The 22,346-nt window shown below is 64.1% G+C and carries 19 protein-coding genes and 1 pseudogene; 12 read left to right on the top strand and 8 right to left on the bottom strand.

The window, feature by feature from the left end; translation table 11 throughout:
* Positions 1-37: 37 nt before the first annotated feature.
* Entirely contained in the window at positions 38-1,036 is a 999-nt protein-coding gene (locus tag KBP54_RS00600; RefSeq protein WP_256005953.1) for an NAD(P)H-quinone oxidoreductase, read from the top strand.
* On the opposite strand, the gene KBP54_RS00595 is transcribed toward KBP54_RS00600, so the two are convergent.
* Positions 1,033-2,298, bottom strand: a complete 1,266-nt coding sequence (locus KBP54_RS00595; protein ID WP_240492758.1) for an aminotransferase class V-fold PLP-dependent enzyme — start codon at positions 2,296-2,298, stop codon at positions 1,033-1,035. The two genes, KBP54_RS00600 and KBP54_RS00595, sit on opposite strands and share 4 nt — an antisense overlap.
* A gap of 119 nt (positions 2,299-2,417) precedes the next feature.
* On the opposite strand from KBP54_RS00595, the gene wzm reads away from it, so the two are divergent.
* The 3 genes from wzm to glfT1 all read left to right on the top strand — a co-directional run bounded on the left by wzm (position 2,418) and on the right by glfT1 (position 5,351).
* Positions 2,418-3,269, top strand: a complete 852-nt coding sequence (wzm, locus tag KBP54_RS00590) for a galactan export ABC transporter permease subunit Wzm/RfbD (RefSeq protein ID WP_472924504.1) — start codon at positions 2,418-2,420, stop codon at positions 3,267-3,269.
* Positions 3,270-3,285: 16 nt separating this feature from the next.
* A complete protein-coding gene (wzt, locus tag KBP54_RS00585; protein ID WP_070363296.1) occupies positions 3,286-4,074 on the top strand; it encodes a galactan export ABC transporter ATP-binding subunit Wzt/RfbE in 789 nt (262 codons plus the stop codon).
* Between the two features lie 359 nt (positions 4,075-4,433).
* Positions 4,434-5,351 (top strand): galactofuranosyltransferase GlfT1, encoded by a 918-nt coding sequence (glfT1, locus tag KBP54_RS00580; RefSeq protein ID WP_070363297.1) that lies wholly within the window; start codon positions 4,434-4,436, stop codon positions 5,349-5,351.
* Here the strand turns inward: glfT1 and KBP54_RS00575 are convergent.
* Entirely contained in the window at positions 5,338-5,730 is a 393-nt protein-coding gene (locus tag KBP54_RS00575) for a GtrA family protein (protein ID WP_256005949.1), read from the bottom strand. The genes glfT1 and KBP54_RS00575 overlap by 14 nt on opposite strands.
* A gap of 5 nt (positions 5,731-5,735) precedes the next feature.
* On the bottom strand, positions 5,736-6,179 hold the full coding sequence (locus KBP54_RS00570; RefSeq protein ID WP_256005948.1) for a hypothetical protein: 444 nt from the start codon (positions 6,177-6,179) through the stop codon (positions 5,736-5,738).
* A 31-nt stretch (positions 6,180-6,210) separates the two neighbouring features.
* Between KBP54_RS00570 and KBP54_RS00565 the strand changes: the two genes are divergently transcribed.
* The 8 genes from KBP54_RS00565 to KBP54_RS00530 all read left to right on the top strand — a co-directional run bounded on the left by KBP54_RS00565 (position 6,211) and on the right by KBP54_RS00530 (position 17,702).
* A complete protein-coding gene (locus KBP54_RS00565; protein ID WP_070363299.1) occupies positions 6,211-6,429 on the top strand; it encodes a hypothetical protein in 219 nt (72 codons plus the stop codon).
* A gap of 99 nt (positions 6,430-6,528) precedes the next feature.
* Positions 6,529-7,944 carry a decaprenylphosphoryl-beta-D-ribose oxidase gene (locus KBP54_RS00560; RefSeq protein ID WP_070477238.1) on the top strand — a complete coding sequence of 472 codons (1,416 nt, stop codon included), beginning with the start codon at positions 6,529-6,531 and terminating at the stop codon, positions 7,942-7,944.
* 27 nt (positions 7,945-7,971) lie between these two features.
* Positions 7,972-8,736, top strand: a complete 765-nt coding sequence (locus KBP54_RS00555; protein ID WP_070477236.1) for a decaprenylphospho-beta-D-erythro-pentofuranosid-2-ulose 2-reductase — start codon at positions 7,972-7,974, stop codon at positions 8,734-8,736.
* 50 nt (positions 8,737-8,786) lie between these two features.
* A complete protein-coding gene (locus KBP54_RS00550; RefSeq protein WP_256005946.1) occupies positions 8,787-10,772 on the top strand; it encodes a galactan 5-O-arabinofuranosyltransferase in 1,986 nt (661 codons plus the stop codon).
* 11 nt (positions 10,773-10,783) lie between these two features.
* A complete protein-coding gene (locus KBP54_RS00545) occupies positions 10,784-14,125 on the top strand; it encodes an arabinosyltransferase domain-containing protein (protein WP_256005944.1) in 3,342 nt (1,113 codons plus the stop codon).
* Positions 14,126-14,143: 18 nt separating this feature from the next.
* Positions 14,144-15,028, top strand: a complete 885-nt coding sequence (locus tag KBP54_RS00540) for a cutinase family protein (RefSeq protein WP_071573660.1) — start codon at positions 14,144-14,146, stop codon at positions 15,026-15,028.
* Positions 15,029-15,072: 44 nt separating this feature from the next.
* Complete coding sequence (locus KBP54_RS00535; protein WP_070363626.1) at positions 15,073-16,923, top strand: M13 family metallopeptidase; 1,851 nt, start codon at positions 15,073-15,075, stop codon at positions 16,921-16,923.
* Positions 16,917-17,702 carry an alpha/beta hydrolase gene (locus tag KBP54_RS00530; RefSeq protein WP_256005941.1) on the top strand — a complete coding sequence of 262 codons (786 nt, stop codon included), beginning with the start codon at positions 16,917-16,919 and terminating at the stop codon, positions 17,700-17,702. Before KBP54_RS00535 ends, KBP54_RS00530 begins: the two co-directional genes overlap by 7 nt.
* Positions 17,703-18,419: 717 nt before the next feature.
* Here KBP54_RS00530 and KBP54_RS00525 read toward each other — a convergent pair.
* The 5 genes and pseudogenes from KBP54_RS00525 to KBP54_RS00505 all read right to left on the bottom strand — a co-directional run bounded on the left by KBP54_RS00525 (position 18,420) and on the right by KBP54_RS00505 (position 22,345).
* Entirely contained in the window at positions 18,420-19,184 is a 765-nt protein-coding gene (locus KBP54_RS00525) for a VOC family protein (protein ID WP_256005939.1), read from the bottom strand.
* Positions 19,185-19,472, bottom strand: a complete 288-nt coding sequence (locus KBP54_RS00520) for an RNA-binding S4 domain-containing protein (RefSeq protein WP_070477226.1) — start codon at positions 19,470-19,472, stop codon at positions 19,185-19,187.
* 2 nt (positions 19,473-19,474) lie between these two features.
* The gene (locus tag KBP54_RS00515; RefSeq protein ID WP_070363307.1) at positions 19,475-19,807 is read right to left on the bottom strand and encodes a heavy metal-binding domain-containing protein; all 333 of its coding nucleotides are present in this window, start codon (positions 19,805-19,807) and stop codon (positions 19,475-19,477) included.
* A gap of 29 nt (positions 19,808-19,836) precedes the next feature.
* Positions 19,837-20,556, bottom strand: a complete 720-nt coding sequence (locus KBP54_RS00510) for an SDR family oxidoreductase (protein WP_256005938.1) — start codon at positions 20,554-20,556, stop codon at positions 19,837-19,839.
* A gap of 442 nt (positions 20,557-20,998) precedes the next feature.
* Positions 20,999-22,345, bottom strand: a pseudogene (locus tag KBP54_RS00505) (IS256 family transposase).
* Position 22,346 lies beyond the last annotated feature (1 nt).

Genomic DNA, 22,346 nt, shown 5'->3' with positions numbered 1-22,346 from the left:
CCTTGCTGAACGCGAAAATTCAGTACGCTGGCCCGGTATGAGCACACAGAACACACAGAACACGAAGACTATGCAGGCCATCGTCCAGACTGATACCTCGGATCCGCAGGCACTCGAGCTGACAACCGTTCCCCTCCCGGAGCTGAAGGAGGGTGAGGTGCTGGTGAAAGTGCACGCCGCGGGTGTGAATCGCGGGGACTTGATGCAGGCGAAGGGGATGTACCCGCCGCCGAAGGGCGAGTCGGAAATTATGGGGTTGGAGTGCGCGGGCACCATCGCCGATCCGGGCACGACCGGCCGCCAGCCGGGCGAGGAAGTCGGCTGCCTGCTGGCGGGCGGCGGCTACGCCGAGTACGTGGCGGTGCCGGAGGGCCAGCTCACGCCGAAGCCGACCAACCTCACTCTCACGGAGACCGCCGGCGTTGTGGAGGCGGCCGCCACGGTGTGGTCGAACCTGGGGATGGTCGCCGGGTTGCAGTCCGGGGACAAGGTGCTCATCCACGGCGGGGCGGGCGGCATCGGCTCCTTCGCGATCCAGCTGTGCAAAGCCATGGGCTGCGAAGTCGCCGTGACGGCGGGCAGCGCCGAGAAGCTCGAGTACTGCAGGCAGCTCGGCGCGGACAGGCTCATCAATTACAAGGAGCAGCGCTTCGAGGAGGAGCTCGCGGGCTGGGCGGACATCATCCTGGACGTCATCGGTGGCTCCTATCTGGAGGCCAACATCAAGTCGCTGGCGGTGGACGGCAGGCTCGTCGTCATTGGGCTACAAGGCGGGCCGAAGGGCACGCTGAGCCTGGGCCGTATGCTCACGCGCCGCCAATCCGTCCACGCGACCACGCTGCGCGCCCGCCCGCGCCCCATGAAGGCAGTGATCGTTGCAAGCACGGTGGAGCACGTGTGGCCACTCATTGAAGCAGGCCACATCACACCGAACATCTCCCGGACCTTCCCCCTTATCGACGCCCGCTGCGCCCACTCCTACCTCAACTCCGGCGAGCACACCGGCAAGGTAGTCCTGGAGGTCGAAACCGCTTAGGCCAGGGAGGCCACGGTGCGGATCAGCTGCTCGATGTCCACTTCCGTATTGAAGGGACCCAGCCCGACGGCGACCGCGCCGCCCATCTCGGCGACACCCATGTCCTGCAGTAGCGGTGTGGTCGGGGCGGGCGTCGATACGATGCCGTTGGCGAACAGCCGCTGGTGCACCGTCTCTGCCGGCACGCCGTGCACACCGAAGACCAGGCGCGGGGTGTGCTCCATGCGCGAACCCTCAGCGGCCTCGCCGGACACACCCACGATGTGCACCGACGGCAATGTGCCCAGGAAGGTGTGCAGGTCGTCGCGCAGGCCGCGCATGTAGCGCTGCGTCAGCCCCATCGAGAACTCCAACCGGTTGCGGCGGGTCTTGCGGCGCCCCGGCTCCTCCACCAGGCGCGCGTAGTGATCGACGATGGCGGACACCCCGCCGGCGAGGCCCGTCGATACGTCGAGCTGCAACGCCGACATATCCAGCCTGCCGAACATCGCCTCATCCCGGAACACCAGCGCCGCCACCTGCGGCCCGCCGAGCTCCGCGACGTCAATGCCCAAAATATCCGCGCCGAAGCTATCGAAGTCCATCAGGTAATACGGCGCGTACGCCGAGACGTCCGCGAGCACCCACGCGCGGGAACGATCCCGCACCGTGTCCGCAATGTCCGCCACGCGGACCACAGACCCCAGCACCTCATGCGCAGCAGGGACCGCCACCAGGCGCGTCGAACCGTCCACCAGCTCGCCGAACTGCCAGGCAGGCACATCGCCAGTCGCTAGATCCGTCTGCGCCCAACGCAGCTGCGCATCCTCCGCGCAGCGCGCCAACGCGTCCGTCAACACCGGGCGGTCCGCATTACACACCACCACCGACGACCGGTGCCGAAACAGCGGGCGCATCGCCAACACCAACGCCGAATACAACACCGGAAGCGACGGCCCCAACACCACACGCTCAGGCGAAACGTTACACAGGTCGGCGATGGCGGAGCGGGCGTCGAAAAGAAAACTTTGCCCCTCGGGCACACCGACAGTCGGGCGAGCATGCGAGCCGACCCGCGGCTCCGGGCGCGCAACCGCCGTCGACATACGGAACGAACGCGCAACCGCCGCCGACACCCGCTCCGGAATCTGCGGACAATCATGCGCATTCATGTAGGTCCAGCCGTCAGAAAGGGAGGTGTACAGCCCACGCACACTAGCAACGTCATACGACTGCAACGACACCACGACCTCCTCCAGGCAACACTTCCAATCATTATGCACGCCCGAACACCGCAGCGCACCCCACCCGCAGCATGCTGCCAAAACACCGCTCAACGCACACGCAAGCTAGGGTATGAACCGTGCACAATACAAACCAGCTCCGAAACGACGTCGCAAGGATGACCTCCGAGCCACACCACGACGACGCTCCGAAATCACAGTCGAAAACACTGAAGCTGGCATTCCGCGACCTCATCCGCGGATGGGGCCAGCACGAACTCTGGCTCCAACTAGGCTGGCAGGACATCAAACAGCGCTACCGACGCTCCACCCTCGGACCGCTCTGGATCACCATCGCCACCGGCGTGATGGCGCTCGCCCTCGGCCTCCTCTACTCCATGCTGTTCCAAATCAGCGTGCGCGAATTCCTCCCACACGTCACCGTCGGCTTCATCGTCTGGGGATTCATCTCCGGCTGCATCAAAGACGGCGCGGAAGTCTTCATCGAAAACGAAGGCCTGATCAAGCAGCTACCGTCGGCACTGTCGGTCCACGTGTACCGCCTCGTGTGGCGCCAACTCCTCTTCCTGGCCCACAACCTGGTCATCTGGGTCATCCTGGTCATCGCGTTCCGCATTCACCTCGGCTGGCAAGTCCTGCTCGCCATCCCGGCGATGGCGCTCCTCGTGGTCAACGGCGTGTGGGTGACCATGCTCTTCGGCATCATCGCCACCCGATTCAGGGACGTCGCCCCACTCCTGGAAGCACTCGTGCAGCTGCTGTTCTACGTCACCCCGATCGTCTGGACCACCCACACGCTCAAGGAGCAAGGCGGCGACGTCGCTAAGCGAGCCATGCTCGCCGAAATCAACCCCCTCTACCACTACCTCGAGATCGTGCGCGCCCCCATGATCGGCCAAGAACTCGCCGGCTACCACTGGATCGTCGTCGGCGTCTGCACCATCATCGGCCTGCTGCTCGCCCTGCTCGCCATGCGCCAAATGCGCTTCCGCGTGCCGTACTGGGTCTAAGGAGAAGAAGTCACACATGGTTTCCATCGATACCTACAACGCCTGCGTCGACTTCCCAATTTTCGACGCCAAATCCCGCTCACTCAAAAAGGCAGTCATGTCCTCCGCCGGTGGCAAAATCGGCAAGAATGCCTCCAACACCGTGGTCGTCGAAGCACTCAAGGACATCAACCTCCACCTGCGCGAAGGCGACCGCGTGGGACTAGTCGGCCACAACGGCGCCGGCAAATCCACGTTGCTACGTTTGCTCTCCGGCATCTACGAACCAACCCGCGGCGTCGCCGACGTCCGCGGCCGCGTCGCCCCCGTCTTCGACCTCGGCGTCGGCATGGACCCCGAAATCTCCGGCTACGAAAACATCATCATCCGCGGCCTCTTCCTCGGCCAAACCCGCAAACAGATGAAAGCCAAAATGGACGAAATCGCCGAATTTTCCGAACTCGGCGACTACCTCTCCATGCCACTACGCACCTACTCCACCGGCATGCGCGTCCGCCTAGCCCTGGGCGTGGTCACCTCCATCGAACCGGAAATCCTGCTCCTTGACGAAGGCATCGGCGCCGTTGACTCCGCCTTCATGGCCAAAGCCCGCGTCCGGTTGGCCGAACTCGTCGAGCGCTCCGGCATCCTCGTCTTCGCCTCCCACTCCAACGACTTCCTGGCGCAGTTGTGCAACACCGCCCTGTGGGTGGACAAGGGCGAAATCAGGAAAGCCGGCCTGGTCTCCGAGGTCGTCGGCGCCTACGAAGGCCCCGAAGCCGGCCAGTACGTCGACGACCTGGTCACGCGGTTCCAGGCGGAGTAGGCGCCGGGCTGGTTCGGCCCGGTTTCGGCCAGTTTTCGCTGGCCAGAGCTCCTCTGAAACCCAAATGGGAGTAACAGGATTGTAGTAATCCCCTTTTCGCAATCATTTTCGAGGATTACTACAATCCACCTACTACACTTTGCAGTTTTTGCCGGTTTTCGAACGACCGTTTGGCGGCCTGCCGTCCCGTTTCCCCTCCAAGGTTAGAAGCGTGCGATGCAGGTCGCGCATTTTCACCCAGCCGGGACGATTTCCAGCGACCAGCGTCGCACTCCTTGTACACCTCTACCGGAACGAAAAACCGCGCAAAACCCCCGCGAACCCCCACCCCGCCCCGCCGATGGTGCACAATATGAGGCATGACTGGAACTGGAACGGCACACCTGAAAAGTAGTGGTTCGACGGCGGCGGTGATCGTGACGCATAAGCGTGTCGAGATGCTGCGACATTCCCTGGAGCAGGTGGTGAACCAGACGCACCCGGTGCAGTGGGTGATCGTGGTGGATAACGGCGCTGAGCAGGCTGTTCAGGAACTGCTGCAGGAGTTGGCTGGGGATCGGGCGGTGTATTTGCCGTCGAAGACGAATCTGGGTGGTGCTGGCGGGTTCGCGTATGGCTTTTTGACGGCGCTGGCGTTGGGGGCGGACGCGATTTGGTGCGCGGACGATGATGGTCGGCCGGCGGACCACGGCGTGTTGGAGGAGCTGTATCGTGTGGCGGAGCAGCACCGGCTGCATGAGGTGAGCCCGGTCGTGGCGAATATTGGGGATCCGGCGAAGTTGGCGTTTCCCCTGCGTCAGGGCTTGGAGTGGAAGCGGACGACGGCTGAGTTGGAGGGCTCGTTCTTGCCGGATTATGCGTCCTTATTTAATGGGGCGTTGATCTCGGCGGAGGCGATGGAGCGGATTGGTGTGCCGGATTATCGCCTGTTTATTCGGGGTGATGAGGTGGAGTATCACCGGCGTTTGTCGCAGTCGGGGCTGCGGTATGGCACGGCGTTGACGACGAAGTATTTGCACCCGGATGGGTCGGGCGAGTTCCACCCGATTATGGGTGGTCGGGCGCATGCGCAGTGGCCGGATAATGAGTCGAAAAGGTATTTCACGTATCGGAATCGCGGCTACATCATTAATCAGCAGGGTATGAAGAAGATGAAGCTGCAGGAAGTGGTGCGCTTCGGGTGGTTCTTCCTGGTGGAGCGGAAGGATCCGAAGGGCTTCCTGCAGTGGCTGCGTCTGCTGCGGATGGGGGCGCGGGAGGACTTTAGGCGTCCTTAAAGATGACTTTGCTTTGGAGGACGAAGTTGGTCACGGTGGCAACGCCTTGGGCGATGACGAAGGACACGGCGTTCTTCCACGAATCTTGCAAGCCTAGCGACGACAACGGCTCGTCCGTCACCCTCCACAGCAACATCTGCACCGCGAAGGTGGTGGCGTAGAGGATGAACACGGCGCTGGCTTTTTTGGCGTCGATTTTGGCGTTGAAGGCGAACTTGGAGTTCAGCACGTAGGCGGAGATGGTCCCGAAGACCCAGCCCACGGCCTTGGCAAGATCGCGTTGGACGTCGAGGGCTTGGTCGAGGGTGTTGGTGATGCCGAAGTCGATGACGGCGCAGCCAATGCCGATGATGAGGAATGGCAGCGCTTGCTGCTTCATCGCGCTCACAGTTGTTTCGCCCCGAGGTACGCGAGGGCTGCGACGGTGCCGATCGCCACGTTGGGCTTTGCGACGCCCCTCCGGCCCAGCCAGCTTGCCAGTTTCTTCTGCGCCTGCACTCCGGCGGCGAAGGCGCCGACGGCGGCCACGGCGATGCCGCCGATGGTGAACCAGGTGGTGGCGATGGATTCGGCTTCGCCCTGTTCGGATTCGAGGACGGCGGTGAGGTCGTTGCGTGGGTCCTCGTCGAAGGCGTTGAAGGCGGCGATGGTGGCGAGGTTCGCGGCGCCGAGGAGGGTCCAGGCCAGCGCTTTGCGCGTGGTGAAGTCGGGGACGGAGGCGGCGGCGAGGATGTAGGCGGCTTGGATGCACTGGCCGCCGAAGGTGTCGTCGAGGGCGTTGTAGTCGATGGTGGGCTCGTCGACAAGTGATTGAATCGTGTCAGTCATGGTGTCCAATGCTACTAGTAGGGTGAAAAGCATGACTAAGCATGAGGAGATTCATGAGGCGGCGCAGCGCGTCGAGGTGCCGCTGTCCGATTACATGGTGAGGCTGTTCGCGGAGGAGCTGCCGTTTGTGGATTCGATGTCGCGTGGGCGCATCTATGAGCTGCTGCGGGAACATAAGGCTGCGGGGAAGCCGGAAATTACGTCGCAGGAGGAGCTTCCTGCAGAAATCAGGGAGCTTATGGACCTTTAGTTTGATGTTTTTATAGGTTTTTCGACTTACATCATTTAGACTCGAACCGAATGTCTTCGCATTTCGGCGAAGCAACGACGACAAGAAGAAGCGAAAGAGATGGAACTACACACCAATCTTAAGTCACTCTACGGCTGGGGCCGCACGGCTCCGTCGACTGCGCATGTGCTGTCCACGCCTGACGTGGAGGTCATCAAGCAAGCCGTCGCACAGGTCGCGCAGGATAACGAGAGCCTGCCTGAGCACGCTCGCCGCGGCGTCATCGCCCGTGGTCTGGGCCGCTCCTACGGCGACCCGGCACAGAACGGTGGCGGCCTGGTCATCGACATCAACGAGCTGAACAAGATCCACTCGATTGATCCGGAGACCGGCATCGTCGACGTGGACTCGGGCGTCAACCTGGACCAGCTGATGAAGGCGGCCCTGCCGTACGGCCTGTGGGTTCCGGTCCTGCCGGGCACCCGCCAGGTCACCATCGGTGGCGCGATCGGTCCGGACATCCACGGTAAGAACCACCACTCCGCTGGTTCCTTCGGCGACCACGTGGTCTCCATGGAGCTGCTGGTGGCGGACGGCCGCGTCCTGCACCTCGAGCCGGAAGGCAGCGCGGACGACCCGGACGGCACGCTGTTCTGGGCGACGGTCGGCGGCATGGGCCTGACCGGCATCATCTTGCGTGCACGCATCCAGATGACCAAGACGGAGACCGCGTACTTCCTGTCTGACACGGAGCGCACCAGCACCCTGGATGAGACGATCGCGCTGCACTCGGACGGCTCCGAGGTCAACTACACCTACTCCTCCGCATGGTTCGACGCCATCTCCGCGCCGCCGAAGACGGGCCGTTCCACCATCTCCCGTGGCTCGCTGGCGACGCTGGCGCAGCTGGAGGAGTACGCGCCGAAGCTGGCGAAGGACCCGCTGCGTTTCAAGGCGCCTCAGCTGATGACGGTGCCGGACATCTTCCCGTCCTGGACCATGAACAAGCTGACGCTGTCCGCCATCGGCGAGGCCTATTACATGATGGGCGCCCCGAGCAAGAACGACATCAAGAACCTGACGCAGTTCTACCAGCCGCTCGACCTGATTGGTGAGTGGAACCGCGGCTACGGCAGCGCGGGCTTCCTGCAGTACCAGTTCGTGGTGCCGACCACCGCTGTGGAGCCGTTCAAGGACATCATCTACCAGATCCAGTCCTCCGGCCACTACACGGCGCTGAACGTGTTCAAGCTGTTCGGCGAGGGCAACCGCGCGCCGCTGTCCTACCCGATGAAGGGCTGGAACGTCTGCGTGGACTTCCCGATCCGCCCGGGCCTCAACGAGTTCCTGGACCGCCTGGATGACCAGGTGATGGAGTTCGGCGGCCGCCTCTACCTGGCGAAGGAGTCCCGTACGTCGGCGGAGAAGTTCCACAAGATGTACCCAGGTCTGGAGGGCTGGCTGAAGACCCGCCGCGAGATCGACCCGACCGGCGTCTTCGCCTCCGACATGTCCCGCCGCCTCGAGCTGAACTAGCTGAATGAACTGAAGGAGATTTTTCACATGTTGAATGCAGTAGGCCAAGCGCAAAACATTCTGCTCGTGGGTGGCACCTCGGACATCGGCCTCGCCATTGTGCGCGAGTTCGTGTCCCGCGGAGGCAACCCGAATGTCACGCTTGCAGCTCGCAAGAACTCCCCGCGTATCGACGCCGCCGTTGCTGAGGTCACCAACGCAGGTGCAGGCTCCGTTGAGGTCCTGGACTTCGACGCGACCGATTTCGCGTCTCACCCGGACGTGATCAAGCAGGCGTTCTCCGGTGGCGATGTTGACGTCGCCGTGGTTGCCTTCGGCACCCTGGGTGACCAGGAGCAGCTGTGGCAGGACCAGGCGGCAGCCGTGGAGTCGGCGCAGGTGAACTACACCGCGTTCGTGTCCGTCGGCGTCCTATTGGGCCAGGAGATGAAGCGCCAGGGCCACGGCACCATCATCGCGATGAGCTCCGTTGCGGGCCAGCGTGTGCGTCGCTCCAACTTTGTGTACGGCGCGTCGAAGTCCGGCATGGATGCCTTCTACCTCCAGTTGGGTGAGGCGCTTCGTGACTCCGGCGTGAAGGTGACTGTGGTTCGCCCAGGCCAGGTACGTACCAAGATGACGGATGGGCTGGAGGAGGCTCCGCTGACCGTCGATAAGGAAGAGGTGGCGCAGACTGCCGTTGAGGCTGCGTTGAAGGGCGAGCCAAGCGTGTTTGTGCACAAGCTGTTCGGCCCGATTTCCTTGGTGCTGCAGCACATCCCAGCGGCGATTATGCGCAAGCTCAACTTCTAATTCCCGGCGGGGAACGTGGTGGATGCGCTGCGATGTGCCAAACTGAGTGCATGACAGATACATCCATCCAACCCACGCTGGAGTTCAAGACCGTCGACTACGAGCCTGACGCTGTGTCATGGACGTCGGCGGTCTTGCGCATGCTTGCGGCCGGTGCCAGCGCGGCGGTGGTGACGTTGGCGGTGTGGTACGTGCTGCACTCCACGTCGCTGCCTGCGTTTAATACCTCGATGGTGACACGCGCTCTATCCACGGGCGGCTCTTTCGTTGTGATTCTGTGCGCGGCGTTGGCGTGCTGGGCGTGGGTGCGGAAGCGCCTGTCGCGGCCGGTGCGCGTGCTTTGCCAGGCTGTCTGCGGGCTGGCCCCGGCTGGTCTGGTGATTACGGCGTTGGGGATCCCGCTGGCGTCGACACGCCTGTGGCTGGACGGCATCCAGGTGGACCAAGGCTTCCGCACCCAGTTCTTGAGCCGGATGACCGAGGTGGCCACCAACCAGGACATGAACTACCTGGACCTGCCTACCTTCTACCCGATTGGGTGGTTCTGGCTCGGCGGGCGCCTCGCGCACCTGCTGGGCATGGAAGGCTGGGAAGTATACCAGCCGTGGGCGCTGGTATCCCTGGCTGCCGCGGCGTGCGCGCTGGTACCGATTTGGCGGAAGCTGTGCGGCTCCCTGCCGGTATCCACGCTGATCGCGCTCGTATCGACGGGCATCGTGCTCACCGAGACGCCTGACGAGCCCTACGCGGCGATCGTCGCCCTCTTCGCCCCCGCGGCCGCTGTCACCGCGTACAAGGCACTGACGGGCTCCTGGCAAGCCACGGTGGTGCTGGCGCTCTACCTGGGCGTTTCCGCCATGTTCTACACCCTGTTTACTGCGATCGCCGCGCTGACCGTTGTGGTGATCGCGGTGCTGTTGTGGTTCCGCCGCAAGTTCGCGCGCGGCCCCGTCGTGCACCTTTTGGCTTCCGGGGTGGGCGCGCTGTGCATCGCGGCGATTGGTTGGGCGCCGTACCTGTACGAGTCGGCCTTCGGCGGTTTCGACGTGCGCCACACCGCGAACCACTTCCTGCCCGCCCAGGGCACGGTGATCCCGCTGCCGTTCTTCTCCCTGTCCATCATCGGCGTGCTATCGGTGTTGGGCCTGATCTTCATGGTTGGGCGCCTGCATGTGCCTGAGGTGGCGTCGTTAGCTGTGATGGTGGTGGTCTGCTACACCTGGGTGATCGTCTCGATGTTTGCGTCGCTGCTGGGCACGTCCCTGCTGGGCTTCCGCATCGAGGTGCTGCTGATGTTGCTGTTTTCCACCGTGGGTATCTTCGCGGTGGCGGACTTGCGCACTGCTGGCGTCGATTATTACTACCCGGGCCACTTCAAGGAGCGCACGCAGCGCGTGATCACCGCGGTGCTCATCATCGTGGTGGCTGCGGGCACGCTCTCGTTCGTGCAGCGCATCCCGGCACTCAACGAGGCGCACATTGACCAGGCGTACTCGGATACGGACGGCTTCGGCGAGCGCGCCGACCGCTTCCCGCCGGACCCGGGCCGCTACTACGGCGAGATCGACGAGTTCATCCAGTCCCACGGTTACACCCCTGGGGAGACCGTGGTGTACACGGATGAAATCAACTTCATGGCGTTCAAGCCCTACCACGGCTTCAACGCGTTCACCAGCCATTACGCTAACCCGCTTGGGGAGTTCCACCTGCGCAACGAGGCACTTTCGCAGTGGGCGAAGCTCTCCTTCGACGCCCCCGAGAAGCTCGACGCAGCCATGCAGGACACGAAGTGGACAGCGCCGCAGGCGTTCATTTTCCGCGGAACCATGAGCGATGACCTGCGCGAGGACGCCACCGAGAACCGGGATACGGCGTGGAAGACGCACATCGGCCACAACATCTTCCCGAGCGAGCCGAACGTGCGCTACGAAGGCCTGTTCTTTAACCCGAAGGCGTTCCCCCGCGAGACGTGGGACGCGAAGCAGATTGGTCCGTTTGTCGTGGTGGTTCGCAATGCCGCCACGCCTGAGAAGTAGAGTATGCCCCTGTGACAACTGAGACATCCGTGAATCCCGTGAACCCTGCGAACCCACAGAGTGCGGCGAGCACGCCCGGCGCGCAACAACCTCGGCGCGCCCCGCGCCAGCTGGTGGCTGCGACCGTCGTGTCCGGCTTCATCGCCTTCGTGTTGCTGCTGCTGACGCCGCTGCTGCCTGTGACGCAGGTGCAGTCGTCAGTGCAGTGGCCGCAAGGCGGCTCGGTGGGGTCGGTGAATGCCCCGCTGATTTCGCTGGCGCCGCAGGAGATTGACATGACGGTGCCGCTGGAGGCGACGCGTCACCTGCGTGAAGGCCAGAACATCATTGTGTCGACGCTGCCTGCGTCCTCGGAGGAGGCGACCGACCGTGGCATGTTTGTGTCCGCGCCGGATGGCGGGTTGGTGGTCAGCTCGATTAATAAGGTGCTCTTCGAGTTGAGCCCCGGCGAGCTGGCGGGTATCGGCCCGGACAAGCAGCTGCGGGTGCACATCACGGATGAGCAGGCGGAAATTTCGGTGCCGGGCACCAGCTTCGAGGAGGTCCTCGAGGATGATTATCGCCCGCAGCTCAGTGGGTTGTACTCGGAGCTGAAGGAGGAGTCGTCGGCGCAGCTTATTGACGCCGGGCTCGCCGCCAACATCGAGATCAACTCTCGCTTTACGTCCAGCCCGACCCTGGTGAAGTCGCTGGCGATGTGGCTGGGGCTGGCCGCGATGGCGGTGAGCCTGTGGGGGCTGTGGCGCCTGGATCAGCTGGATGGGCGTCGTATCCCGCTGTTCAACCGTCGTTGGCGCACGTTCAAGCCGCTGGACGCGGTGGTGCTGGCGGTGCTGGGGTTCTGGCATGTGTTCGGCGCGAACACCTCGGATGACGGCTTCCTGCTGACGATGGCGCGGGTCTCGAACGACTCGGACTACATGGCGAACTATTACCGCTGGTACGGCGTGCCCGAGGCGCCGTTCGGTTCCCCGTTCTATGACGTGTTGGCGTTGTTGGCGAAGGTGACGACGGCGTCGATGTGGATGCGCCTGCCGACGCTGCTGGCCGCCATCTTGGTGTGGTGGCTGATTTCGCGTGAGCTGCTGCCGCGCTTCGGCGCGGTCATCGCGGACCGCCGGATGGCGTACTGGACTGCCGCGTTCGTGTTCCTGGCGTTCTGGCTGCCGTACAACAACGGCACCCGCCCGGAGCCGATTATCGCGATGGGGTTGACGCTGACGTGGGCGCTGTTTGAGCGCACGATCGCCACGAAGCGACTGGCCCCGGCGGCGCTGGGCACGGTGGTGGCGGCGTTCACGCTGGCCTGTGGCCCGACGGGTCTGGCGGCGGTGGGCGTGTTCCTGATCTGCCTGCCTGAGGTGTTCCGCATCATGAACAAGCGACGCGCGATTGCCCCGGGCATCGCGTACATAGCGGCGTTTCTGGCGGCGGGCTTCGCCGTGATGGTGCCGGTGTTCAAGGACCAGACCCTGGCGACCGTATTGGAGGCCACCAAGGTGCGCGGCGAGGTCGGCCCGGCGCTGTCCTGGTACTCGGAGTGGGTGCGCTACGGCACGCTGTTCCAGGAAGCTGTCGACGGCTCGCTGTCGCGCCGCTTCCCGATGCTGGTCTTCGCCTTCTGCGTAGTCCTCATCCTGTTCTCGATGGCACGCCACGGCGCGATCCCAGGCACGCCTGCGAAGCCGACGCAGCGCCTGATGCTGATCATCGGGCTGTCCACGTTCTTCCTGATGTTCACCCCGACGAAGTGGACGCACCACTTCGGTATTTACGCGGGTATCGGCGGTGTGGTCGCAGCACTCGGCGCGGTGGTGCTGTCTCACTTTGCGCTGCAGTCGGCGCGCAACCGTTCGTTCGCGATCGCAGCGGTGCTCTTCCTTGTCTCCCTGAGCCTGGCGGGCTGGAACGCCTGGTGGTACGTGTCCTCCTTCGGCGTGCCGTGGTGGGACAAGAACCCACAGGTGAAGGGCATCGAGGCGAACACTGTTTTGCTCGGAATTACGCTGGTGATTGCCTTGGTGGGCGTCGTCCAGTGGCTGCGGCCGCGCCCTGATTCTGTGCGGGAGCGCGCGGCGGCGTCGCGCTGGGCGGGCGTGATGGCCGCGCCGATCGCCGTCGCCGCGGTACTCATGGTGGCGTTTTCCTGCCTGACCTTTGTGAAGGCGTTCGCGGAACAGACTCCGAACTACTCGGTGGGCATGGGCAACGTGAAGACGTTCAAGGGTGACATCTGCGCCCTCGGCAGCGAGATCTTGCTGGAGACCGACACGAACGATTCCTTCCTCACCCCCGTCGACGGGGTGCCGCTGGGCCGCTCGCTGGACTCCGGCGTGAACCGCGCGTTCCACCCGGACGGCGTGCCTGCCACGATCGCGGACGACAACGCCGACACCACGGATACGAAATCGGGCGACGACACCGCCATCGAGACCGTCCAGTCCGATGCAAACGAGGAGCCTGAGCTCTCCTCGGATGCACGCAGCGTCGAGGGCAACCGCCCGTTCACGCTGCGCGGTGTCAACGGGTCGACGGTGCGCCTGCCGTTCAACCTGGACTTCAACCGCATCCCGCTGCTGGGCACATACGACGAGCGCGCGACGCGCACGGCCTACCTGGAAACCACCTGGTTCGAACTGCCACAGAAGCGTGACGACGCCCCCCTGCTGGTCACGTCCGTGGCTGGCAAGATCGCGCACCACGACATTAATGGCGTCGAAAAGGAAGGTGCCGAGCTGGTGCTGGAGTACGGCGTGCGCAGCGACGACGGCTCAATAAAGACCCTGGGCGAGGCAGAAATGCTGGACCAGGGGCCGACGCCGAAGTGGCGCAACCTGCGCTACCCCATCGCGGACCTGCCCGAGGAGGCAAACGTGGTGCGCCTCGTCGCCGAGGACGCCTCCCTTGCGGAAGACGACTGGATGGCCGTCACCCCGCTGCGCAACCCGACGCTGCAGCCGCTGAACAAGATGTTCGACTCGGACACCCCGGGCCTGCTCGACTGGTCGGTGGCCTTCCAGTACCCGTGCCAGCGCACGTTCAACCACTTCGCTGGCGTGACCGAGATCCCGGAGTTCCGCATCATGCCTGACGCACCGGGTAAGCAGCAGCTGTCCGGCTTCATGGACTTCCTGGGCGGCGGTGCGCTGTCCACCGCGGAGGCCGTGAACTACTCCTACCAGGTGCCGGGGTACATGAAGGGCGACTGGCAGCGCGACTGGGGTTCCCTGTCCCGCTACCAGCTGCGCACGAACTCCATCGGTGAGGTACCAGCGCTTGCTGAGATCCAGCTCGAAGAGGTCACCCGTTCAGGGTGGTGGACCCCAGGCCCGATGAAGATTCGGGAGGTCTAACAGCTAAGATGAGGCGCCATGCGCGCTTTCGCATCCCTCCGCTCCGTTCTTGTTGCCGCCGCTACCGCCGCCCTTGTCGCGGTTGGTGCGGCGGCTCCGGCGTCTGCGCAGCAGCTGCAGCTGCCGGCGCCGATCGCACCGTCGTTCCGGCTGCCGAGCCTGCTGAAGTCCCAGGGCTGCAAGTCGGAGTACCTGATCGCGGTGCCGGGTGGCGTCAATACGATGCCGGGGCTACCGCGCAACCTGCCGCACGGCGGGAACGTGTGGCTCACGGGCGTGCTTACCCAGCTGTATACGGGTGGGCAGATTCAGCCGCTGTGGATCGCGTACGACGCCGCGCCGTTCGCCACCACGCAGTACCAGACGGCGTCGAATCGTGGCTACGCGGAGACGAAGAAGGCCGTCGCGGGCATCGCAAACGCCTGCCCGAACGCGCGCTTCAGCTTCACCGGCTACTCCCTCGGCGCGGATATTGTGTCGCGGATGCTGAATAACATTGCGCATGACCGTGGCCCTATCGCGAAGGAGCGCGTCGCCTCGGCTGCCCTGTTTTCCAGCCCCTACCAGGGCGGGAACGGTGCGGTGATGTCTGCGGGAACGTCGCCACACGTGCGCGGCGCGCTCGGTGAGCTTGAGGGCGGCTATGGCGACCTCGGTGAGCGCGTGCTGGAGATCTGCAACACCGGCGACATCGTGTGCTCCCCGACGGAGAATCAGCGCGAGATCGTCGACCCTGCGATGGACGTCAACCTGAGCAGCGGCGGGATGCCCCGCTGGGTGATTGACATCGCGCGCGCGAACGACGGCCGCACGAGCAGCATCATCCACTCGATCGGTGCGCACGGGTCCTACACGCTGGCGCAGCAGCATGAGGCTGCGAACTGGATCGCCAACCACCGCTAGTCCCTCCGACGCGCATGTCCGCCCCACACGTTAGAGTTGTGGGCATGCATGATCTTTTTCATCACGTAAACGGCGAGTGGGTCGACTCCCACGAGATCCCGGCGGACCGCGGCATCGACGGCTCCTTCTACGCCCTGCGCGACAAGGCGGAGGAGGACGTCCACGCGATCGTCTCGGAGACCAGCGACCTGTTCGCCTCCTTCATGGACACCGACGCCATCAACGCCGCAGGCACCGCGCCCCTGCAGCCGGACCTGGACCTGATCGCGGTGAAAGATATCGAGGAGTTCGCCCACAACCTGGGCGTGCTCGACCGCACGGGTGTCGGCTCCCCCCTGGCCTTTTGGGTTGAAAAGGACTCCCAGGGCGAGGACAGCGTGCCCTACCTTGTCCAATCCGGCCTTGGCCTGCCGGACGAGGCCTACTACCGGGAGGACGCCCACGCGGAGACCCGCGCCACCTACCAGAAGCACGTGGCCCGCATGCTGGCGTTTTTGGACCCGGCGTACCTGCTGGGGCTTACGCCTGAGGTGGCGGCGCAGCGCATCATGAACCTGGAGACCCAGGTGGCGGCCAGCCACTGGGATGTGGTGCGCAGCCGGGACGCGATGGCTACCTACAACCCGGTGGAGTTGGCGGAGTTGCCGTCGATAATTGTGACGATGCTGCGCGGCGCCGGGCTTCGCGACGGCCGCGTGATCAACATGATGCCCTCCTTCACCGAGGACTTAGCGACGATGCTTCGCCCCGAAACCCTCGCCGACTGGCAACTGTGGGCGGCGTGGACCGTGCTGCGCTCGCGCGCAAGCGTGCTCACCGAGGAGATCGGGCGGGCGAACTTCGAGTTTTACGGCACGGTGCTCTCCGGCGCGACGCAGCAGCGCGACCGCTGGAAGCGCGGCGTGGGGCTGGTGGAGTCGCTGGTGGGCGAGGAGATCGGCAAGGAGTATGTGGCGCGCCACTTCCCCGCCAAGTCGAAGGAGCAGATGCTCTCCCTGGTGGACTACCTCGTGCGCGCCTACGAGCAGCGCATCAGCAACCTGCCGTGGATGACACCCGCCACCCGCGAGCGCGCCCTGGAGAAGCTGCGCCTGTTCCAGGCGAAGATCGGCTACCCGGAAACCTGGCGCAGCTACGAGGGCCTGACCTTTGACCCTTCCGGTGAGCAGCTGGTGGCCAACGTGCGCCGCGGCGCCGCCTTCGAGCATGACTACCAGCTGGGCAAGATCGGCAAGCCTTCGGACCGCTCCGAGTGGGTGACCACCCCGCAGACCGTCAACGCGTTCTACAACCCAGTGGTCAACGACATCACCTTCCCTGCCGCGATCCTGCAGCCGCCGTTCTTCGACCCGGAGGCGGACCCGGCGCGCAACTTCGGCGCGATCGGCGCGGTGATTGGCCACGAGATCGGCCACGGTTTCGACGACCAGGGCTCGCGTTACGACGGCCACGGCAACCTCAACTCCTGGTGGACCGACGAGGACCGCGCCCACTTCGAGGAACGCACCGCGAAGCTGGTGGAGCAGTTCCAGGGTCTGGTGCCTTCTGTGCTGGAGGGCCAGGACGTGGCGGGGGTCAACGGCGAGTTCACGCTCGGCGAGAATATCGGCGACCTGGGCGGCCTTGGTATCGCGGTAGTGGCGTACCAGCTGTACTGCGCCGACAACAACGTCGAGCCGAACCTGAAGGAGCTCTTCCTGGCGTGGGCCCGCGTGTGGCGTTCGAAGGCGCGGCCGGAGATGGCGGCGCAGCTGCTGGCGATTGACCCGCACTCGCCGAACGAGTTCCGCTGCAACGTCATCGCCTCCAACGTTGACGAGTTTTACGAGGCCTTCGACGTGGAGCCCGGCTCCCCGATGTGGATCGCCCCGGAGGAAAGGGTCAAAATATGGTAGAGGAATCGTCGCTTCAGCCCGGCGCGGAGGGCGCGCACTACCCGCTCAACGAGCAGGGTTCCGAGGAGTTCCAGGTCGGTGGCGTGGAGCGCACCCTGCCGGAGTCCGAGCAGCTCGCGCAGCTGGTGTCCTACATCGAGGCGTCCTACGAGGACTCCCCGCAGTACCTGGCGTTGCTTCCGGACCGGATTACGCACGCCGCGATGCTAATGCTGGGCTCCGCAGTGGATCACCAGATGCCGGGCGTGGCGTTGACCGGGGACGTCTCCGTCGAGGACGCCCCGCTGGGCCAGGTGTTCACCTCATCGAAGGCGCCCGCAAAGGGCGGCGTGTGGGTGGTGTCTTGCTACGACGGGCCAGCGGATGCCCGCGAGTTCGCCTGGCGCCCCGAGGTTGCCGCCTGCGCTGAGCAGGCCGGTGCCCGCGCCTACGACGTAGACGACCCGACTGGCGTCGCCTCCGCCGTGCATGCCGCACGCCAGGAAGGCGCGGACGTGGTCGCGGTGTGGGGCACCGGCTCCTCCTGCGGGCTGCTGCCTGCGGGCGCGGACGCCTACGTGCTCACCTTCCCCACTGACGCTGCTACAACGATCGAGGTCGGCGAAGCGAGGGTGCTGCTGCAACGCGCCTCCGACGCCGCGTGGGAGCAGCCCTCAGTCGAGGGGGCGGAAGTGAAAGAGTACGTCTCCACCGGGGTGATCGCCACCCCGGCCCAGCACCGGCGCAAGGTCCTGGATGCCGCGGAGTTTCTTGCCGGACTTGCTGTGGCCGAAGGCTGACGCGGGCGTGGCGTCGTGGCGCTGGACAATGCCACGTCGTACGTCGACGGTGTTGTGGTAGGCGCTGCCATTCGTTAGCGCCGCCACCGCCCACGTCTCATCCAGCGTGGTGCCCCAGGAGACAGAGGCGGTCGCTGTGGTGGCCTCGTTGGCCCAGCCCATCTTGGAGCCCTGCACGCCGCGCAGACGCGCGGTGCCGAACTGCTGACCAAACCCGTCAGAGGCCACCAGCGACTGCCGGCGCATCCCGTCCAACAGCGGCTCAGCAACCGGGTCCCACAGGATGGCCGCGATGAAGGTGGCTACGTCTCTCGCCGAAGTCAACGTGGTACCCCACGCGCCGACGCGCTGCGTGCGCTCCAGCTCAAAGTCGGCGGCAATCTCGTCGATGGCCTGCGGGTAGCGGGCGTCGAGCGCCTCGGCGATGGCGTCGTTGGAGACGCGCACCATCTCCTCAACCTGCGCCTTCTCCTCCTTCGTGCCGTTGTAGAGCACCCAGTAGCCCAGGTAGAGCTTGGCCAGGGACAGCGCGGCGCGCGGCTCCTCGCCCGCCGGGGAGATCGACACCCGGCCGTCCGGGTGCACCACCGCCAGCGCAGTGCGCTCCCGCGTGTAGCCGGGGTTCACATGAAACCCCTGCAGCGCGGGCATCAGCGCGCACACCAACAGCGCCGTAATCCACTTCTTCAACACAGTGCTTCCGCTTCGTTTCGCGCCCTAGAGGTCCAGGATGGAGTCTGCTTCACTGACGTCCTCGCTGACCGGCTCCGGCACCTCGCACAGGTACACGTTGGCGCCGGTGGCGTCCTTCGCCCCAAGCATCGGGCCGAACGGGCTGAGCGTCGGGCCAGCCAACACCTGGCCGCCACCCATACGCACCGCATGGGACGCCGCATCAACGTCCTTGACGCCGAAGTAGGAGTGCCAGACCGCCGCAAGGCCATGCTGCTGCAGCCGCGGGTCCAGACGCAGGCCCAAGAACGCCGCGCCCTCCTGCAGCGCAATGTAGTAGCCGCTTTCCTTGCGCAGCTCCCAGTCGAACAGCTCCCCATAGAAGTCCACGGTGGCCTCATCCGGCGCCACGCACTCGTACCACACCGGAACACCCGGCTCACCAGCGGCAACGAAGGCGTCCTCCCCCGCCGGGCGCATCAGGCCGAACAGGCCACCGGACGGGTCGGCACACACCGTCATCACACCGAAGTCCACCTCCTGGGAGCTCAGCACCTTGCCGCCCAGCGACTCCACACGTGACTCAATCGAGCCGTCCGCGTCCATGAAGTACGTCACCCACAGGTCCCGCTCCTGATTCGACGGCACGAACCCCGCCACCGGCAACCCGTCCTTCCGGGCAACCCGGTACGTCTCGCCCGTCACTTCCCAGCCGAGCACCTTCGAGTAGAAGTACGCTGACTTCTGCACGTCCTTGGTCAAGCAGTCCTGCCAGTACGGCATCCCTGGTGTTCCCTGAAACGCAGGCATTTACATGTTCCTCCACTTTTCCGGATCGAAATCGTCGTTCGCGGTGCGCTCATCGAAGTAGTCGCCGTCATCCCCGCCGGTGCTCACGGTTGCCGTTTGGGTGCCGACGGTGACGGAGTCGGCGTCGAAAAGCAGGTGCCCGCGCGCACGCACCACCTCCCCATTGACACTGACCTCGCCGGCGTTGATGAGCTCCTTGGCGTGCCCGCCGGACTCCACAAGGTTGGCCACCTTCAAAAACTGACCGAGCTTAATGCTCTCCCCCGAAATCACCACATCAAACGCCATGATTACACCACCGGCGGAGCAAGCTTGACCGCAGTGCCCACCGCGGACACCAACATCATGCCGCCGTCAGCGCCCATGGACTCGTAGTCCACCTTCACGCCAACCACCGCGTCAGCCCCCATCTCCGCGGCGCGATGCCACAGCTCGTTCAGGGCCTCCTCGCGGGCGCGCACGACGTCGGCCTCCCACGCGGCGGCGCGACCACCCACAATGTTGCGAATGCCCGCCGCGAAATCCTTGAACACATTCATGCCGACGATCGCCTCGCCGCCCACGATGCGCATGTACTCAGCGATGGTGCCCCCATCGACGGAATTAGTAGTGCTTAGAATCATGCAGCCAGTCTAAGCCACGCCCCCGACACTTAGCGTTCAGCCTGGTCAGTCGGCATAATCGACAAGGTATCGATGTTCACGTGCGGCGGCAAACTCGCCACCCAACGCACCGCCTCCGCGATGTCCTCCGCGGTCAGGTTCAGCTTGCCCTCGTACACCGCGTCCGCGCGCTCGGCATCGCCCGCGAAACGGTTCAGGGAGAAGTCCGTCTTCACCCGGCCAGGGTCAATCTCCGTGACGCGGATGTTATTCTCCGCCTCTTCCCGTCGCAGCGCCCGCGTGATCCCGCGCAGCCCGTACTTCGCCGCGTTATAGCCGCTGCCGCCCTTGTACGCGTCAGTCGCCGCCACGGACCCAATGTTCACCACCAGACCGGACGCCTCCAGCAGGTGCGGGTACAGGGCCTTCGTCACCCGCATGGTGCCGAGCACGTTCGTCTCGTACATCCACTGCCAGTCGGCGGGGTTCGCGTCGCGAAGCAGGTCGAGGCCCTTCGCGCCGCCCGCATTATTCACCAGCAGCCCAACCGGCCCCTCAATTATCGACGCCAACTCCCCCACACTCACCTCATCCGTCACATCAAGGCGCACCGCCACGCCCCCGATCTCTTCTGCGATGGCCTGGCAGTGCTCCACCCGGCGCGCCGCCACGTACACCTTCCAACCGTCCGCGGCGAGCGCCCGCGCACACGCCTCCCCGATCCCGGCGGAGCCTCCCGTTACTACGGCTACTTTCGTTGTCTCTGTCATGGTTGGCAGTGTAGTGCTCGTGCGGGCTCGGCGTGCCTGGGCGTTTGGGTGATCGTCCTGCTTTTTCAAATCTCAGGGTTATACTCTCACCTGCAGTGCGTACCCATTCATGTGAGTACTTCACTGTCCGCAGGAGTTTATTCACCTGCGCCTCTCCGTGGGATTTCGTCCCTCACCTGCGGAAGGACCCTATGGGGCGGCGCCTGATAAGGAGGAATCCTATGGGTTGCTTCATGCTCCAAATTGGGCTTAAGAGACATTTTGTGTGTATAAATCTATCTGGTTTCCTGGGATGACCTCGGACAACAACCAGATATGGTTTTCAAAACAGTTCCATTCGCCCGTTTCGAGAAACCAACACCAAATGACGTCTGGTGTGTGGTATGAAGTCTGCGGGTAGCGCAGGGACCCCAGCGAGATCGAGTGCTCTAGGGGGGGTGGTTTACAAGTAGTCCGCGAATCGGTCGGGGTAAGCCACGGCTAGTTGGTTGATGGCTTGTTTCCACCCGGTGGCTTTCGCTCCTTCAATATAGCCGTTGCACTCAATGTCGCGCTTTGCTTTCTTCGCTCGCTGGGCGGCACGCTTGTTCGATGTTGCAGATCATCAGCCACAGCGTCTTTAGTGCGGCAGTATCGTTCGGGAATTGGCCCCTGTTGCGGGTAGCTTTACGCAGTTCAGCATTCAGCGACTCGATTGAATTGGTGGTGTAGAGCACCCGGCGTGCCGCCGGCGGAAACTGCAGAAACGGCACGAACCGCTCCCAGGCGTCGCGCCAGACTTTGACCGACTGGGGGTATTTCCGGCCCAGTTCACTGGCCTCGAAAGCATCCAGGCTGGCACGTGCGGTGTCCTCGTTAGCGGCTGTGTAGACCTCACGCAGCGCGCGGGAGACTGCTTTGCGGTCCTGGTAGGACACCCACCGGTTCGCAGCCCGAATCAGGTGCACAATACAGGTCTGTACCATGGAATTCGGCCAGGTTGCCTCCACGGCTTCCGGCAAGCCTTTGAGCCCGTCGCAGCACACAATGAACACGTCTTGGACACCGCGGTTAGCCAGATCCGCACACACCGATGCCCAGAATGCGGCTCCTTCATTGTCGGCGATCCACAGTCCCAGGATGTGCTTGATGCCGTCCATGTCGACACCAACCGCCATGTAGCAAGCCTTGTTGACCACGCGGTGGCCGTCACGGATTTTCACGCGTAGCGCGTCGAGGAAGATCACCGGGTAAAACTCGTCGAGCTGGCGGTTTTGCCAGATCATGACCTCGTCTAACACCGCATCGGTAATGGTGCTGATCGTATCCGGGCTCATATCCACCCCAAGGGTGGTCGCGAGGTGATGCTGGATATCGCGCACGGTCATCCCACCGGCGTAGAGCGAGATAATCATGTCGTCGAGCTCTGTGAGCCGACGTGCACCCTTGGGCACCATCCGGGGAGTAAACGTGCCGGCACGATCCCTGGGCACGGTCACCTCAACTGCGCCGTAGCCAGAATTGACGGTCTTGGTGTACGACCCGTTACGGTGATTATTCTCCTGTGCGGTTTCGACCTGGGATTTCGCTTTGCGGTCGGAATGGCCGTAGCCCAAGTGCGCATCCATCTCCGCCTTAAGGCCAGCGTTGATTGATGCTTGCAGCAGGCCTTTGACCAGCTCGCTTGCATCATCAGCGGAGCTCGACAGCTCGCTAATCAAGCTGGCGATTTCAGAATTTTCCATCAGCTTCTCGCTGATCTCGTTGACCCTCGCCGGGTCATGGTTTTCTTCGGTGACACCGTAGTCATT

The organism is Corynebacterium pseudogenitalium (assembly GCF_024453815.1).
Taxonomy (GTDB): domain Bacteria; phylum Actinomycetota; class Actinomycetes; order Mycobacteriales; family Mycobacteriaceae; genus Corynebacterium; species Corynebacterium pseudogenitalium.
Note: the sequence above shows the minus strand (reverse complement) of the source record. Positions and strands in the feature narration are given on the sequence as shown.

Coding starts and splice junctions, on each gene's coding strand:
- KBP54_RS00540 (WP_071573660.1), top strand. CDS start 14,144: ATGCGCGCTTTCGCATCCCTCCGCTCCGTTCTTGTTGCCGCCGCTACC.
- KBP54_RS00570 (WP_256005948.1), bottom strand. CDS start 6,179: ATGACTGACACGATTCAATCACTTGTCGACGAGCCCACCATCGACTAC.
- KBP54_RS00530 (WP_256005941.1), top strand. CDS start 16,917: ATGGTAGAGGAATCGTCGCTTCAGCCCGGCGCGGAGGGCGCGCACTAC.
- wzm (WP_472924504.1), top strand. CDS start 2,418: ATGACCTCCGAGCCACACCACGACGACGCTCCGAAATCACAGTCGAAA.
- glfT1 (WP_070363297.1), top strand. CDS start 4,434: ATGACTGGAACTGGAACGGCACACCTGAAAAGTAGTGGTTCGACGGCG.
- KBP54_RS00555 (WP_070477236.1), top strand. CDS start 7,972: ATGTTGAATGCAGTAGGCCAAGCGCAAAACATTCTGCTCGTGGGTGGC.
- KBP54_RS00525 (WP_256005939.1), bottom strand. CDS start 19,184: ATGCCTGCGTTTCAGGGAACACCAGGGATGCCGTACTGGCAGGACTGC.
- wzt (WP_070363296.1), top strand. CDS start 3,286: ATGGTTTCCATCGATACCTACAACGCCTGCGTCGACTTCCCAATTTTC.
- KBP54_RS00520 (WP_070477226.1), bottom strand. CDS start 19,472: ATGGCGTTTGATGTGGTGATTTCGGGGGAGAGCATTAAGCTCGGTCAG.
- KBP54_RS00510 (WP_256005938.1), bottom strand. CDS start 20,556: ATGACAGAGACAACGAAAGTAGCCGTAGTAACGGGAGGCTCCGCCGGG.
- KBP54_RS00575 (WP_256005949.1), bottom strand. CDS start 5,730: ATGAAGCAGCAAGCGCTGCCATTCCTCATCATCGGCATTGGCTGCGCC.
- KBP54_RS00535 (WP_070363626.1), top strand. CDS start 15,073: ATGCATGATCTTTTTCATCACGTAAACGGCGAGTGGGTCGACTCCCAC.
- KBP54_RS00560 (WP_070477238.1), top strand. CDS start 6,529: ATGGAACTACACACCAATCTTAAGTCACTCTACGGCTGGGGCCGCACG.
- KBP54_RS00550 (WP_256005946.1), top strand. CDS start 8,787: ATGACAGATACATCCATCCAACCCACGCTGGAGTTCAAGACCGTCGAC.
- KBP54_RS00515 (WP_070363307.1), bottom strand. CDS start 19,807: ATGATTCTAAGCACTACTAATTCCGTCGATGGGGGCACCATCGCTGAG.
- KBP54_RS00565 (WP_070363299.1), top strand. CDS start 6,211: ATGACTAAGCATGAGGAGATTCATGAGGCGGCGCAGCGCGTCGAGGTG.
- KBP54_RS00600 (WP_256005953.1), top strand. CDS start 38: ATGAGCACACAGAACACACAGAACACGAAGACTATGCAGGCCATCGTC.